This is a genomic window from Vibrio sp. CDRSL-10 TSBA (assembly GCA_039696685.1).
Classification (GTDB): Bacteria; Pseudomonadota; Gammaproteobacteria; order Enterobacterales; family Vibrionaceae; genus Vibrio.
On the sequence record CP155565.1, the window covers coordinates 454737 to 470186 of the forward strand.

Consider the following 15450-nt stretch of genomic DNA (forward strand, 5'->3'; position numbering starts at 1 on the left):
CACGTTTTTAAACAGAGATCCAGCAAGTTGATTAGGTGAATGCATGAAACAACAATGGAAAATCCTGATTCCTTTAATGCTTAGTGGCGGTATCGTGGCTTGTGCCTCGTCTCCGGCAGATAAGGAAGCCGCGACTAAAGTTGAACAACCTACAAACTCGCAGGAAGCGAATGACAGTGCAAAGGATAGCAACACCGCAAAACAAGACACAGTTGTGCTTAAAGCCACCAAAACATCGGATGGTAAACTGATTCTTGGCTCTCAGGAGTGGGTTTATGTCCCGGGTGTGAAAGAGAACTTCCGTGCCCGGGTTGATACCGGCGCGACCACCTCGTCGATTAGTGCGGTTGATATTGAACCGTTTGAACGCGACGGCAAAGACTGGGTTAAGTTTCGTATCGAGCACGATGGTATCAAGAGTGAAGAGTTGAGTGTTCCTGTCGAGCGTTGGGTTCATATTCGTCAGGCTACCTCAGAAAAGACTCACCGCCGTCCGGTCATTGTGTCCTGGATTCAAATCGGTGACGTAAAAGAGCAGACCGAGTTTACTCTGGCAGACCGTACTCACCTGAGTTACCCGCTGCTGCTGGGACGCAGTTTCTTCAAAGATGTTGCTGTGGTCGATGTTGGTCGTAAATACGTGCAGGAAAAGCACAAAAAGGACTGATATTTTTCCGGGATTAAGCGTCTTCCTGAGATAATGCTTTTCCAGGTGAGTTCGCACCTCCCAGGTACGATCTTCCTCCAGGTGCGATCTTCTTCTAGGTAACAATTAACAGATAAGCCAGCTGATGCTGGCTTTTTCTTTGGCTGCGATTCAACAGCCGGAAGCAGAAGTGACACAAATAAAAAAAGCCAGTGAGAATACACTCACTGGCAATAGTCACGGGGGACTTTACGAGGGGAGCCAAGATCGGTAGTTAGCTCCAATTTGCTTTCGCAACTTATTACTTTCGTAACTGATTGCTTTCCTAACTTATGCGGTCACAGCTTGTTTGCTCTGTGCACGTGATTTCAGGAATGCGTAGCTTACACCTGTCACGACAGTACCGACCGCGATAGCTACCAGGTACATCAGTACCGGAGTGATAGCGTTAGGAATCAGCAGTACAAACAGACCGCCGTGTGGCGCCATCAGTTTTGCACCGAACAGCATCGACAGGGCACCAGTCAGCGCACCACCAATCATACAAGACGGGATAACACGCATCGGGTCTTTAGCTGCGAATGGAATCGCACCTTCAGAGATGAAGCACAGGCCTAGTACGAATGATGCTTTACCTGCTTCACGCTCGCCTTGTTCAAACTTGTCTTTTGCCAGGAATGTTGCCAGACCCATACCCAGAGCCGGTACCATACCTGCTGCCATGATAGCGGCCATTGGCGCATAAGTTTGTGATGCCAGCAGACCCACACCGAAGGTGTATGCAGCTTTGTTAATCGGACCACCCAGGTCGAAACACATCATAGCGCCGAGGATAACACCCAGCAGAAACCGCGTTAGCAGAACCCATGTTGTTCAGGAATTCAGTCATTGCTGACATGATGCCGGCAACCGGGCCACCCACGATGTAAATCATCACCAGACCAGTGATTAAGCTGGCAACGAATGGAATGATCAGAATCGGTTTTAGTGCTGCCATTGAAGCAGGCAGGGCGACTTTATCGGCAATGAATTTTGCTGAGTAACCGGCAATGAAACCCGCTGCGATACCACCCAGGAAGCCTGAGCCGATAGAGCTTGCCAGCATACCACCGATAAGACCAGGGGCCAGACCCGGACGGTCAGCAATCGAGAAAGCGATGTAGCCGGCCAGCACCGGAATCATCAGAGCGAATGCAGAGCCGCCACCGATAGACATCAGAGCCGCCGCCAGAGTGCCTTCTTCTTTAAATGCCTCAATACCGAATACAAACGACAGCGCGATGATCAGACCACCGGCTACCACGACTGGCAGCATGTGAGATACACCGGTCATCAGGTGTTTGTAGACGCCTTTCTTCTCTTCCGTTTCTGCACCAGATTTCTGCGCAGCACCTGAATGTTGGTACACTGAACCCTGAGCGATCGCTTTATCCATCTCTTCTGATGTTTTCTTCAGAGCAGGGCCGGTTTTGGTACGGTACATTTTTTTACCGTTGAAACGCTCAAGCGGTACTTCAATGTCAGCTGCAATGATAACCAGATCCGCATCGGCGATGTCTTGTTCAGTCAGAGCGTTACCTGCACCAACTGAGCCACGGGTTTCCACTTTGATCTGGTAACCGCGACGTTTGCCTTCTTCTTCCAGTGCTTCAGCTGCCATAAAGGTGTGTGCAACACCAGTCGGACACGCAGTCACAGCAACGACTTTCTTCACGCCGTCTGTGGCTGCGGCTACAGGCGCAGTAAAAGTGGTTGCAGCAGCGGCTGACAGTTCGGTCGCTTGTTCGGTTGCCGCTTTCAGGTAAGCAACCGGATCAGCGGTAAGGGCGGAGATATCGCTTTGGTAAACTTTTTTACCCACGAAACGTGTGGTATCAACCGGAGTGTTTGTGGCAACAATCACCACCTCGGCTGCGCTGATTTCAGCATCAGTCAGGTTTTTACCCGCCAGAAACGGATGAGTGGCACTCAACACTGGCAGTCCAGTTTAGTGATTTCGCCGCTTGTTCAAGTAGACCAGCAGCGATAATGCTATTTGCAACGCCGCTAGGGCATGCAGTAATAATGGCAATATTCATAGATGCGACCTTCTGTCCTTATTGGTTAGTTTCTGCGCTAACCGGTTGTAATTGGATTTGTTGTTGTAGGGTGTTTAATTGCTCAATGTCTGGTACGCCGACACCAACCTGCGTGACCGCAAGGGCTGAAAGGGCAGTAGCAAACGTAATCAGTGGTTGTTTGTCCATCTCTTGCATGTGGCCCCAGCAAAGTCCGGCCACCAGCGTATCACCGGCACCCACTGTGCTGACGACACTCATACGTGGCGGCTGTGCGTGAAGCCACTCACCGTTATTCAGCCACATGGTGCCTTCAGCACCCATGGATACAACGATGTTCTCGATGCCTTTGTCAGCCAGTTGTTCGGCGGCCTCGCGGCATTGTGCCGGTGAGGTTAATTCGCGTCCGACAAACTGAGACAGTTCTTCATCATTGGGTTTGATCAGCCAAGGCTGCGCGTTCAGACCTGCGGCCAGTGCGTCACGGCTGCTGTCGAACAGCACTTTTTTACCCAGGCTGTGCAGTTTTTCGATCCAGGAAGCACACAGTTCTGGTGACACGCCCGTTGGCAGGCTGCCGGCCAGCACGAAAAATTCATGATCTTCAGCCAGTGCCAGCAGTGTGGCTTCAAACTCGGCGATGTCTGCCGGCGAAACCTGAATGCCAGGGAAGTTCACATCGCTGACTTCGCCGTTGGCCTCAACCAGTTTAACGTTGATGCGGGTTGCGCCGTCGATGCGGACAAACTTGTCTGTCGCGCCCATTTCAGCAAACAACTGGCAGAACATTTCCTGATTATCACGGCCCAGAAAGCCGGTAACAGTTACGTCGGCACCTAAGTCACTCAGTACTTTCGCCACGTTGACGCCTTTACCAGCAGCATGCAGGTTGCCTTCTTTTACCAGGCTGACTGAGCCAACATTCAGCGTGCTCAGGCTGCCGGTCAGATCGAGTGCCGGGTTAAGCGTAATGGTGACAACTTTATTGGTCATATTGCGCTCCTTAACCTTCACCCAGGCCAGCGTTGATCGCTGCACCGATAGATTCCAGAGCTTTCGATGCGTCAGGACCTTCGGCAGTAAACTGCAGTTGGTGACCGTGTTTTACGCCCAGCGCGATAACTTTCATCAAGCTCTTCGCGTTGACGACTTTGCCGTCACCATCCAGGTTGGATACCTTGATGCTGGATTCAAATTTCTTCGCTTCAGCAACCAGCATTGCGCCAGGACGTGCGTGCAGGCCGTGTGAGTTTCTGATTTTGAATACCGCTACGTTACCTTCAGCTGCAGGAGCCTGGGCTTCTTCTTCACCCTGAGTAAACAAGTTGACTAACGCTTGTGCATCGGCATTAAGCAGTTTGTCTTGCTGCTGGGCAAATACCAGCTCAGAGATCTTACCGAGGAACGCCTCGTGCGCGCTGTTGCAAGCGGCAAATGCGATCAGCGCTTTGACCTTAACGCCGTTGTGCTCACAGTCATTGGCAGTAGAAACAAAAGACATACCGGTGCGTTTGACGTTTTTATCGCTGCTGATTAACCACAGGCCTTTACCCAAGTGAGTCGGCTCTTTGGTGACCAGGTCTGCGACAAATTCAGCTTCTGCACAGCCGGTGTTCTTCAGCAGGCCGCCGGCGACAGCACTCATCTGAATCATGTCGCTGGCCGGGAATTGCAGTTGAATCAGTGACGCATCGAAATCGGCTTCAAACTGAACTTCGCCGTTCAGCAGGGCGATAATGTCTTTCTCTGCTTTGGCTTCTTTCAGCTTTTGTTCAACACCATCGGCCGACAGAACTTTGGTGAGTTGCTTGAGGATACCCAGGTGCTCGTCTGATTTAGCCGCGATACCGATAGCAACGTAAACCGTGTTACCGTCGCCCCAGTCAACACCGGCAGGGAAGTGGTGAACAGCAACACCGGTTTGTTTAACCAGGTCGCGTGTATCTGTGGTTCCGTGAGGAATCGCGATGCCGTTACCCAAAAAGGTTGAGTTTTGCGCTTCGCGGTTCAGCATACCTTCAACATAGCCTTCATCGACCAGACCTTTGGCAGTCAGGTCGGCAGCAATAGAACGAATCGCATCCAGCTTATTTGCCTGTGCTTGTTCCAGTTGAATGTCTTGAGTTGTCAGTTGCAGCATGTTTGGCCCCTTTCCAGCCAGCGAGTGGCTTTTTTGTTGTCACCGCACCACCGTGCGGCGCAAGGATTTACCCTGCTTTATTGTTGAGCTGAATCGTTTCAGCTTTAAGTTTTAAAAAATTCAGCAAAATCTTCGATTGGCAACATCATCGTTTGCTTGTTTTAAGGTTTAGTCCAAAAAACACGAGTTGGCTATCAATTTTAGACTTTGCTGAATCCTTTCAGCTTCAATACTGAATCGATTCAGCGTATAATTCAACATCATCAAGGATCGGAAAGTTATTTCTATGATCATACGCACATTACAGAGTAGTTGATATGACACTAGATGAAGTTGCCAAGTTGGCGGGCGTCTCCAAAACAACCGCAAGTTATGTGATCAACGGTAAAGCACATAAGTATCGAATCAGTGAGAAGACGCAGCAGAAAGTGATGGCCGTGGTAGAAGAGCATAACTACCGCCCGGATCATGCCGCCTCGGCCTTGCGTGCCGGGAGTAGTCGCTCCTTTGGCCTGATTATTCCTGATCTGGAGAACACCAGTTACGCCCGTCTGGCTAAACTGCTGGAGCAAAACTCCCGCAAGGCCGGTTATCAAATTCTGATCGCCTGTTCGGATGATAATCCACAAACTGAAATGAGCGTGGCGGATGCGTTAGTATCGCGCCGGATTGAAGCCTTGTTCGTTGCCAGTACCATGCGGGACGCCAACAGCTTTTATCTTAACATTCAGAAAAGCGGTACTCCGGTCATTGCCATAGACCGTCCGTTGGACGACGAATACTTTGCCTGCGTGATCAGCGAAGATTTCGGCGCAGCTTTCGAGCTGACCGAATCCTTGTTAGATAAATCGGTGAAATCGGTTGGCCTTATTGGTGCTTTGCCGGAGCTGAACATTTCTCAGGAACGTCAGTTAGGTTTTGAGTCGGCGCTAAAAGAGAAGGGTATCGAGGCTAAAGTGGATTATGGTCAGCACTTCCATCGTGATGACGGCCGGGCGGTGTTTGAGCGCTGGGTTGCCGAGAACTGTGTTCCGGATGCGGTGGTGACCACATCTTATACCTTGTTAGAAGGGATTCTCGACGTGTTGTTAATGCATCCCGATCTGATGAAAACGATCCGTCTGGCTACCTTTGGTGACAACCGTTTGCTTGATTTTATTCCGACTAAAGTGAACTCGTTGCCTCAGCAGTTTGAACTGATTGCCGACAGTGCTCTCGCTCTGGCGCTTAACGCGTCTGCCAAACGTTATCAGTCAGGTGTTGAGCTGATACCACGCCGTTTAAAAGTACGTTCCTGAGCTTTTTGGTAAGCCAGATCCGTAAGCCATATACGTGGGCAAGTAAATTAGCCGTTAATGCCATAATGGGTACGACCGGCTAATTGTTAACTGATTGGTTGCAATCAGTGCAATCTGGCTCGATCTTTTTCCTTCTCACATCGCAATTCCTGGCAAAACGAGTATCATGGTTTCAAAACACTCATAACTATTCGTTCGACAGGCTGGGAATGAAGTTTCTGCATACCTCTGATTGGCACCTGGGACGCCAGTTCCATAACGTGTCTCTTCTCGAAGACCAACGCGCTGTACTTGATCATCTTATTCAATACCTGACCGAAAACCCGGTGGATGCGGTAGTGGTTGCCGGTGATATCTACGATCGTTCAGTACCGCCGACGATGGCGATTGAGCTACTGGACCAGGTCGTATCGCGTATTTGTCACGAACTCGACACACCGGTGATTATGATTCCCGGTAACCATGACGGCGCCAAACGCCTCGGGTTTGCTGCGCGGCAGATGAAAGGTTCCGGCCTGCATATCATCAGTGATTTTGACCAGATGCTCGAACCGGTCGTACTGCGCTCTGATGAAGCCGGTGAGGTGGCGTTTTACGGCATGCCTTATAACGACCCTGAACTGGTACGTTATCACTATCAGCAGCCGGTCGCGACCCATGATGAAGCACACCAGTTATTGTCTCAGCGCATCACAGAACAATTTAATGCGTCACAACGTCACGTTTTAATCAGCCACTGTTTCGTTGACGGTGCGATGGAATCTGAATCGGAACGTCCGCTGTCAATCGGCGGTTCTGACCGGGTCGATCATCAGCACTTCTTGCCGTTTGACTATGTGGCACTGGGGCATTTGCATCAGCCGCAAATGAAAGGTGAAGAGTTCATCCGTTATTCCGGCTCGCTGATGAAATACAGTTTCTCCGAGCAACATCAGAAGAAGGGCGTCACGCTCGTTGAATTGAATCAGGATGGATTTGTCAGCGCGCAACATATCGATTTACCGTGCCCGCATGGCATGCGTATCGTTGAGGGTGAGCTTGAACAGCTGATCGAGCAGGGCAAAACCGATCCGAATAATCACGACTATCTGCTGGTGCGACTGCAGGATAAACACGCCATTCTCGATCCGATGGAGAAATTGCGCAAAGTGTATCCCAATGTACTGCATCTGGAGAAACCGGGCATGCTGATCGGGGTTGACCAGGAAATGGGCCGTGCCCGTCTGGCGAGAGGCGAAATGGATATGTTCCGCGATTTCTTCTTAGAAGCGAAACAGTCCCCGCTCAGCAGTGAACAAGAGCAAGTCATGTCTGACGTGATTCAATCGATTAAACAGGCGGAGCAACACTAAATCATGCGCCCGATTCAATTAACAATTCAAGGTTTTGGCCCGTTTGCAACCCGCCAGGTGGTTGATTTTACCGAGCTTGGCCATGCGCCGCTGTTTCTGATTAATGGTCCGACCGGGGCCGGTAAAAGTTCGATTCTGGATGCCATCTGTTACGCCCTGTACGGTGAGACGACGGGCAGTGAGCGGACCGGGGACCAGATGCGTTGTGACTATGCAGATCCCGAACTGTTAACCGAAATCGAATTCCGCTTTGAACTGAACGGCCGTCAGTTTGTGGTGACTCGCAGTCCGGATCAGGACGTGCCGAAAAAACGCGGTGAGGGCACCACCAAAAAAGCCCATTCCGCCACATTGTGTGAGTGGATTGACGGTGAAGAAAAGCTAATCGCCAACCGGCCGAATCCGGTTGCTAAAGCCATGGTTGAACTGATTGGTCTGGATGTAAAACAGTTCCGTCAGGTGATGGTGATCCCGCAGGGCAAGTTCCGTGAATTGTTGATTGCCAACTCCAAAGATCGCGAGCAGATCTTCGGTCAGCTGTTTCAAACTCATATTTATACCCAGATTGAAAAAGCCCTGTTTGAACGGGCGGCAGGCATTCGCAAAGAAAAAGATGAGTTTGATAACCAGATAAAAGGTGCCTTGGATGTGGTCTCTGTCAGCAGTGAAGAGGAGCTACAGGCAGAAAAGAACACGCTGTCACCGCTGCTGAGTGAAGCTGAACGCCATTATCAGGCTCAGCTCAAACTGCGTGACGATTTGAAGCAGCAACACAGTGCGGCGCTGGAGCTGCAAAACAAGTTTGCAGAGAAAAGCCAGCTTGATGCACAGTTACAGGTGCAGGTTGCCAAGCAAACGGAAATCGACCTGCTGCGTCAGCAACGCCAGCAGGCACAACAGGCGTCTCGCCTGGATTTACCTTACAACGAGTGGATCACGGCACAAAAGCAGAGCGCTGAAGCCCAGACTGCATTGACAGCAAAAACTGAACAGCTGAGCCAGGCGCAATCCAAGCTTAGCCAGGCTCAGGAGCAGCATCAGCTCAGCGTCAGCGGTTATGCGCAGACGGAAGCTTTGTCGGCCCAATTACATCAGCTGGAGATTACCGGCAAAAAATTTGCGGCGCTCGACGAGCAGGCGAAACAGCTCAAATCAGCGGGTGACACGCTCAAGAAGACGACTTTGGCTTTGCAACAGGCCGAGCAGCAGACGCAGCAACTGGAGAGTCAGATTCAGCTTAAACGAACTGAACGCGAGACGGCACTGCAGCAGGTCGCGACGCTGGACGGTAAACGCCAATCGCTGCTTAGCGTTAATGACCAGATTGAGTGCCGCTTGCGTCAGCAGAAGCTGACAGAGCAACTTAACGTTAAAACACAGCAGCTTAAGCAAGCCAGTGACATTTATCAGCAGGCGCAGCAGCAGACACTGGCGGCGAAGCAGCAGGCGGATAAGCTGGAATATGTCTGGCATACCAATCAGGCCGCTGAACTGGCACGCCTGCTGCAGCCGGGCGATGCCTGTCCTGTGTGCGGCAGTGACGCTCACCCGCAATTAGCACAGTTTTTAGGTGACGTTGTCACTAAGGAGGAAGTGCAATCGGCACGCGAGCAGCAGCAACTGGCCGGTCACGCTGAAATCGAGCGTTATAAAGCGCAGCAGGTACTTGAGAGTGACTGCCAGCATTTGCAGCAGGACTTACAACAACTGACCGCTGAGATTGAGCAAAAATCGTTGCCGCAGTTGGACGAATTGCAGCGTCAGCAACACACACTAAACGATGAAATCACCCGCTTATCGGCCATTAATCCGGCGCAGATTGAGCAGCAGCTTAGCGTGCTGGAAGCTCAATCTCAGCAAGCGAAGCTGGAACTTGAATCCAGACTGGCTGCCAAGCAGGCGTGTGATAAGGCGGTGACAGAGGCTCAGACCCGGGTGGATGATTTGCAGCAGGACATTACCTCTGAATTCAGTCATGTTGATCAGGTCAGACAAAAGTACAGTGAAGTGCAAAAGCAGATTAAAGTGCTGACGGATGCTGAATTGCAGGCACGTGCTGCGTTAACTGAGGCGCAAAACCAACTCTCATCGGCACAGGCTTCACTGACCAGTGCCAAAGAGTTACTCGACTCCTGGTACAAAGAGCAGGCACGTACCGAGCAGCAGTGGCAACATGCTTTGGCTGAGACTCATTTTGCCGACAGTGCCGCTTACCTGGCTGCCCGCCTGGATGATAAGGCGTTATCCGTCATTGATGAGCAGATTCGCCGCTATGACGAAGAGCTGGCGACATTGCGCGGCAAGCTGGAGAGTGTGATTCAGATTCTGGCCGATAAACAGCAGCCACAACCAGAGCTGAGCGAAAAAGCGCTTGCCGAACAGCAACAAGTGGTGACTGACAGCTTTAACCGTCTGGCCGAATTACGTTCACGCATGGACAGCCTCAAGCAAGTGGAACAAAAACTGGCTAAGCTGTATGAGAAAAATGCTCAGCTGGAAAAAGAGTATCAGGTTTACGGCACCTTAAGCGACATCGCCAACGGACGTACCGGCGCCAAAGTCAGTCTGCACCGTTTCGTGCTCGGGGTGCTGCTGGATGATGTATTGATCCAGGCGTCACAACGTTTGCAAAAAATGAGTAAAGGCCGCTATCTGTTAAAGCGCAAAGAAGAGCGCGCCAAAGGTAACGCCGGTTTCCGGCCTTGATTTGATGGTTGAAGATGGCTATACCTCAAAAGCACGCGATGTGGCGACCTTGTCGGGTGGTGAATCTTTTATGGCAGCACTCTCGCTGGCACTTGGTTTATCTGATGTGGTGCAGTCTTACAGCGGTGGTATCCGTCTCGACACGTTATTTATCGATGAAGGTTTTGGCAGCCTGGATCCGGAATCACTCGATCTGGCGATACAGACCTTAATTGACTTGCAACAGGGTGGGCGCACAATCGGAATCATTTCTCATGTGACTGAGCTCAAAGAGCAGATTGCTTTGCGTCTTGATGTCGAAACCGAAGGGCGTGGCAGTAAAATTCGCCTGGTTGCCTGACCTGCGCTAACGTTTTATGCGCAGCCCGTTTTTGTCTCACGGTAAAGTTTGATCTCAAGGTAAAGTTTTATCTCAGGGTAAAGTTTGATGTCACCGCAAACTTTACCCTGACAGTAAGATCTGGTGTCACAAAAATGTGTGACGAGCGATAAAGGCTTTTCGTAACGCTAACCAGTGACGTGGGCAGATTGATGCCATTGTGCTACCTATTTAGTAATCAAGTTTATATAAACAGGTGGTAAAAAGTGATTCAAAGAATGAATGTCTGTGTATAAATTATTCAATTGTACGTATAATCCTCGGGTCTTTCTTTGGTAAGAGCGCATGGAAGTAGTCAAGAAAATATACCAGTATGCTGAGCCAAACCTGACTCTGGTCGGTTGGATGGGGCTTGTCGGCTTTCCGGTGTACTACTACATCTGGGCGTTTTTATTCCCGCAGCCGTATGAAAGCATCTGGCTGCGGTTGTTCTGTTCCTGTCTGTTTGCCGGTATCGCATTTCGCAACAGTTTGCCCAAACTGATGCAGCGTTACATGCCTTGTTATTATCTGCTCAGCATCAGCTTCTGCTTACCGTTTTTCTTTGCTTACATGTTACTGATGAACGACTGGTCTACGGTATGGGCGATGTCGTTTATGGCGTCTATTTTTCTGCACATTCTTCTGGTCCATGAGACCAAGGTGATGTTGCTGCAGGCGCTGTTGTCTGTCCTCGCAGCCTATCTGGTGACGTATTGGGTACGCGATGAGCCTTTGACGGACTGGATCTTATGGCCTTACGTACCGATTTTTCTGTTTACCTATGTGTTTGGTAACCTGTTCTACTTCCGCAATCAGAGTTCGCATGAATCCAAGGTGTCGATAGCGAAGTCATTTGGGGCCGGGATCGCGCACGAGATGCGTAATCCGCTCAGTGCCTTAAAATCTTCTGTGGACGTTTTGCGAACTATCTTGCCGGCGCAACCCACGGACCAACGACATGGCGCTCATATTGATGGTCAGGATCTCAGTTTGTTGTACGAGATTCTTAAAAATGCCGACGATGTGATTCATTCGGGTAATGAAACCATCGATTTGCTGCTGACATCGATTGATGAAAACCGGGTTTCAACTTCGACGTTTAAAAAGCAGCGCGCAGAGCAGGTGGTCAGCCATGCGCTCAAATCGTTTTCCTATAAGCGATCACTGGATCGTCAGGCGGTGAGCCTGAGCGTTGAGGCGGATTTTGACTTTTTCGGCAGCGATACATTATTGAAATTCGCGTTGTATAACTTACTCAAAAATGCATTTTATTATCAGAACGGAGAACAGTTTGCGATTGATGTGACTCTGACCCGCGATGCGCAACACAACATGATCAAGGTGCGTGACAACGGAGTGGGTATCGCTCCGGACAGGCTGGAAGAGATTTTTAAGGACTTCTATACCTTTGGCAAAAACGGCAGCTATGGTCTCGGATTACCGTTTTGCCGCAAGGTCATGAGATCGTTTGGTGGTAATATCAGCTGTGAATCTGTGTTGGGCGAGTGGACCGAATTTACCTTGAGTTTTCCTGTCTATCACTCTGAAGTCGTCGGTCATATTAAGCTGGACCTGATGAAAACTAAGACGGTGCTCTACGTAGGTGATGATGGTTTGCTCAGCCGTCATTTAAGTGAACAGTCTTTTTATCAGGGTTTTCGTCTGCACCTGTTGACGCTGCCCGAGGCGTTACAACGTGAAGAGTATGAGCTGGAATATGATTTGATTCTGATCGACCTGGAACAGGTCAACGATCAGTGGCAGTCGATGGTGGAACTGGAAACGAAGTTACACGCGACTGAAGCCAAAATCGCCTATCTGTACGATAAGCAGAATCGCTATCCAATCAATATCGAACGTCATCTCAAAGTCTTTCCGCTTGAGATACGTCAGTTGTTGATGGATACCAATCAGCAGCTTGACCATCTGTTTTTTGAGGCTGAACCGCTGTTGCCGGATCACAATGTGGTGCCGCTGAAAAAAACCAGGTACGAACGTCGTATTCTGGTGGTGGACGATAACCAGTCGCTGCGTACTTTCACCGCTTTGCTGCTGGAAAAGCAGGGCTATGAAGTGATTCAGGCCAATGACGGCCAGCAGGCGCTGGATGCGATGGAACACAATACTTTCGATTTGGTGTTGATGGATATCGAGATGCCGGTCATTGATGGCCTCGCTGCGACCAAAGCGATCCGAGAATCCGAGAAACCCTACCGTCATGTGCCGATTGTTGGTCACACCGGCGATAACAGCCCGCTGACAATTGAGAAGATTCAGCAATCCGGTATGAACGATTACATTGTTAAACCCGCTGATAAAGACAAGCTATTGGGTAAACTGGCCAATTGGATCTAGCTCCTTTATCAGGAGCCGGATCCTGTTTTATACCAGTTTGATTAATCTGCATCAGGTTAATCAAAACAGACCTGAATAGTGAAACTATCGTTTCTTAATGAAATTGTTGCAGGTTAATGAAAATAAACGTCCCCGCTTTGTTGCGCCTGATGACAGACAGATACGATTTTGTCGATTTGCTGCTCAGTGACCGAACTGGTGACAGACAAACGGATAATGTTTCTGTTTTTGGCCGTTGCCGGCCGGCAAAATACCGCGCCAAAGATGCCGTGTTGCTCCAGATAGTCACGCGCTTTTTCCGTATTGCGTTCATCTCCTGTTTCCAGCGCAATAATTTGCGACTGGCTGCGTGTCGTTATGCCGATATTATTCAGCGCCTGGTTTAGCTTGCGGGCATTATTAAATAAGTGCTCACGCTTTTTGTCGGCACTTTTTATCACTTCCAATGTGGCCTCAAGCGCGGCGATTTCATACGGCAGAATGGTGGAACTGAATATGGCCGGATAACCGACAAAAGGAATACACTGGTTCGCGCAATTGTTGGTCCAGATCACTCCTGCGCGGTAGGCAAATGTTTTTGCCAGACTGGCCGTCATAAAATCGACCTGGGAAGAAAGGCCGAGCTCGGCAACTAATCCCGCTCCCTGAATACCGTGTGTGCCAATGGAATGCGATTCGTCGACCAGAATGGCGCACCCGGTTTCTTGCGCGATGGCTACGATATCCGCCAAAGGCGCAACAGTGCCCACAGTGCTGTAAACGGAGTCGACAGCGATCAGCCCCGGCCCGTTGCGCTGTATTAGCTTACGCAGATGATCGCAGTTGTTATGCATAAACGGATGCAGGTTAGCACTGGCGTAACGGGCACCTTCCCACAGTGACATATGAGCAAAAAAATCGATGTAAACGTGGCTGTCCGGCGGGCAAATGGTTTGCAATAGCGCTGTGTTTGCGTTCCAGCCTGATTGCGACAACAGACACGAATCAAAATGGACATAATCTGCCAGCTGCTGTTCAAGGCTGGGTTTGGACGCCTGGTCCTGGAGAAAAATGGCTGACATAAAAACACTGTCCTGTGTTTCATCGATAGCCTTTTTCAGTCGCGCTTTAATCAGAGGATGGTTGGCCAGACTGAGATAATCATTGCTTTGCAATACAATATCTCCGTCGTGCGGCCTTGTTCCCAATACCAGATGTTTACCGTTCTGGTTGGGATGAATTAAATCTTCAATAAAGAACTCTAACCGACGCTGAATAAAATCAGGCAGGTAATGGATTTTGGCATTGGTGTTCATCATCAATATCCTTGTTATGTGAAAATAATGCCAGCTGACAAGAGATATATGGATGATATTTGCAGCGACGTCACCTGCGTAAATTGATTATTTTGGAAGCAATGGCAAACTGAGTTATATTGAGTTGTCTATTAAGAAAGAATCCTTACACTCGGAGAGTGTAAGGTTATTATTTGCCATTTTGAACTCAGTTATTTTCCCGGCCAGACTGAATGGTCGCGGTCATTTTTTACTTCGGCAGTCCGTTGTTCGATGTGTTGTTCTTGGGCGGGAATAATTCAGGCCAATACATTCGTACATAGCCGATAGAAACCCATAAGACTAATCCGCTCGCTACAGTCAGTTCAAATAATCCGAATTTATGCAGCCAGTGCCAGTGTGGGAATTCGTGCTGAAAAAAAGTGGTCAGGCGATGCATTGCAATAGCACTGATTACGGAAGGGAAGGTGACCGCTGCGATGGACGGCTGAAATTTCAGTTTCATCAGGCGGAAATAACATAAATAGATCAGCAGAGTCATCGTAATTGCGATGCCCGCCAGTGCGCCGGTCAGAATAGGATCCGGATGAGGAAAGTTTACCAGGTAACTCGCCAGAGTCAGGTTGATCGGCGCTGCCATGATGGCCAGTGTTGGCCGGGCACGCCGCGGCAGCATGCCTTCAAACACCAATCGGTACAGTACCAATGGCAACATGAAGAAATAGATCCCAATACAGACCGATACCAGAGTTTCAGAGAAACAGCGTGTGACCGAACTGGGTTCCGGCCAGGGAACTGCTTATCAGACCAACCGGGTAGAGAAACCAGCTCGGCACAATGTGCGACATTCTGAAATTGAGCAGCTGGAAGCTGAAAAACAGCACCATCATAGTCAGGTGCAGTAGTAGCGCCATCGCCCAGATAGGATAGGCGATCAGCGGTGAAATCAATGCCAGATAATCGCACAGAATCAACAGCGCCATACTCATCGGCGCCATCAGGCTGCCGGAAAGCGGATCGCGGATATCGCGCATGAATGTCGAATAACTGGTCAGGTAACGCGCCAGAACCGGTAGCAACAGAATGGCACCAGCAACCACCATGTAAGGGCGCAGCATTGAGCCGATGTGTGGCAGATACAAAGCCCATGCCTGGCCAAGCCCGATCAGCCCTAATGCCAGGGCAGCCTGGGAAGGGGGAACACTTTGTACCTGAATCAGCCTTTTCCAGTTCAACGCCAAACTCCGTTTAATTAAGGTCA

7 protein-coding genes and 3 pseudogenes are annotated in these 15450 nt (G+C 49.9%); 5 read left to right on the top strand and 5 right to left on the bottom strand.

What is annotated here, in order from left to right; genetic code table 11:
• The first annotated feature begins 43 nt into the window (after window positions 1–43).
• Window positions 44–667 (top strand): ATP-dependent zinc protease, encoded by a 624-nt coding sequence (locus tag ABDK09_02190; protein XAW88211.1) that lies wholly within the window; start codon window positions 44–46, stop codon window positions 665–667.
• Window positions 668–976: 309 nt separating this feature from the next.
• Here the strand turns inward: ABDK09_02190 and fruA are convergent.
• From fruA to fruB, 3 genes and pseudogenes are all read right to left on the bottom strand, one after another.
• Window positions 977–2724 (bottom strand): annotated as a pseudogene (gene fruA, locus ABDK09_02195) (PTS fructose transporter subunit IIBC).
• An 18-nt stretch (window positions 2725–2742) separates the two neighbouring features.
• Window positions 2743–3696 carry a 1-phosphofructokinase gene (pfkB, locus tag ABDK09_02200; protein XAW88212.1) on the bottom strand — a complete coding sequence of 318 codons (954 nt, stop codon included), beginning with the start codon at window positions 3694–3696 and terminating at the stop codon, window positions 2743–2745.
• Window positions 3697–3706: 10 nt separating this feature from the next.
• The gene (fruB, locus tag ABDK09_02205) at window positions 3707–4843 is read right to left on the bottom strand and encodes a fused PTS fructose transporter subunit IIA/HPr protein (protein XAW88213.1); all 1137 of its coding nucleotides are present in this window, start codon (window positions 4841–4843) and stop codon (window positions 3707–3709) included.
• 317 nt (window positions 4844–5160) lie between these two features.
• Here fruB and cra point away from each other — a divergent pair, with 317 nt between their 5' ends.
• The 4 genes and pseudogenes from cra (at window position 5161) to ABDK09_02225 (ending at window position 12915) form a co-directional block, all read left to right on the top strand.
• Window positions 5161–6141 carry a catabolite repressor/activator gene (cra, locus tag ABDK09_02210; GenBank protein XAW88214.1) on the top strand — a complete coding sequence of 327 codons (981 nt, stop codon included), beginning with the start codon at window positions 5161–5163 and terminating at the stop codon, window positions 6139–6141.
• Between the two features lie 209 nt (window positions 6142–6350).
• Window positions 6351–7493, top strand: coding sequence for an exonuclease SbcCD subunit D (locus tag ABDK09_02215; GenBank protein ID XAW88215.1), 1143 nt, complete (start codon window positions 6351–6353; stop codon window positions 7491–7493).
• 3 nt (window positions 7494–7496) lie between these two features.
• Window positions 7497–10539 (top strand): annotated as a pseudogene (locus ABDK09_02220) (SMC family ATPase).
• 324 nt (window positions 10540–10863) lie between these two features.
• Window positions 10864–12915: a response regulator gene (locus tag ABDK09_02225; protein XAW88216.1), complete on the top strand. Its 2052-nt coding sequence runs from the start codon at window positions 10864–10866 to the stop codon at window positions 12913–12915.
• Window positions 12916–13028: 113 nt separating this feature from the next.
• Here the strand turns inward: ABDK09_02225 and cqsA are convergent, their stop codons facing one another.
• Window positions 13029–14210, bottom strand: a complete 1182-nt coding sequence (cqsA, locus tag ABDK09_02230; GenBank protein ID XAW88438.1) for an alpha-hydroxyketone-type quorum-sensing autoinducer synthase — start codon at window positions 14208–14210, stop codon at window positions 13029–13031.
• Window positions 14211–14439: 229 nt separating this feature from the next.
• A pseudogene (locus tag ABDK09_02235) lies at window positions 14440–15424 on the bottom strand (TDT family transporter).
• Window positions 15425–15450 lie beyond the last annotated feature (26 nt).

What these genes read in the sequence shown, in the direction of transcription:
- cra (XAW88214.1), top strand. Translation starts at nt 5,161, where the DNA reads ATGACACTAGATGAAGTTGCCAAGTTGGCGGGCGTCTCCAAAACAACC.
- ABDK09_02215 (XAW88215.1), top strand. Translation starts at nt 6,351, where the DNA reads ATGAAGTTTCTGCATACCTCTGATTGGCACCTGGGACGCCAGTTCCAT.
- cqsA (XAW88438.1), bottom strand. Translation starts at nt 14,210, where the DNA reads ATGAACACCAATGCCAAAATCCATTACCTGCCTGATTTTATTCAGCGT.
- ABDK09_02190 (XAW88211.1), top strand. Translation starts at nt 44, where the DNA reads ATGAAACAACAATGGAAAATCCTGATTCCTTTAATGCTTAGTGGCGGT.
- fruB (XAW88213.1), bottom strand. Translation starts at nt 4,843, where the DNA reads ATGCTGCAACTGACAACTCAAGACATTCAACTGGAACAAGCACAGGCA.
- ABDK09_02225 (XAW88216.1), top strand. Translation starts at nt 10,864, where the DNA reads ATGGAAGTAGTCAAGAAAATATACCAGTATGCTGAGCCAAACCTGACT.
- pfkB (XAW88212.1), bottom strand. Translation starts at nt 3,696, where the DNA reads ATGACCAATAAAGTTGTCACCATTACGCTTAACCCGGCACTCGATCTG.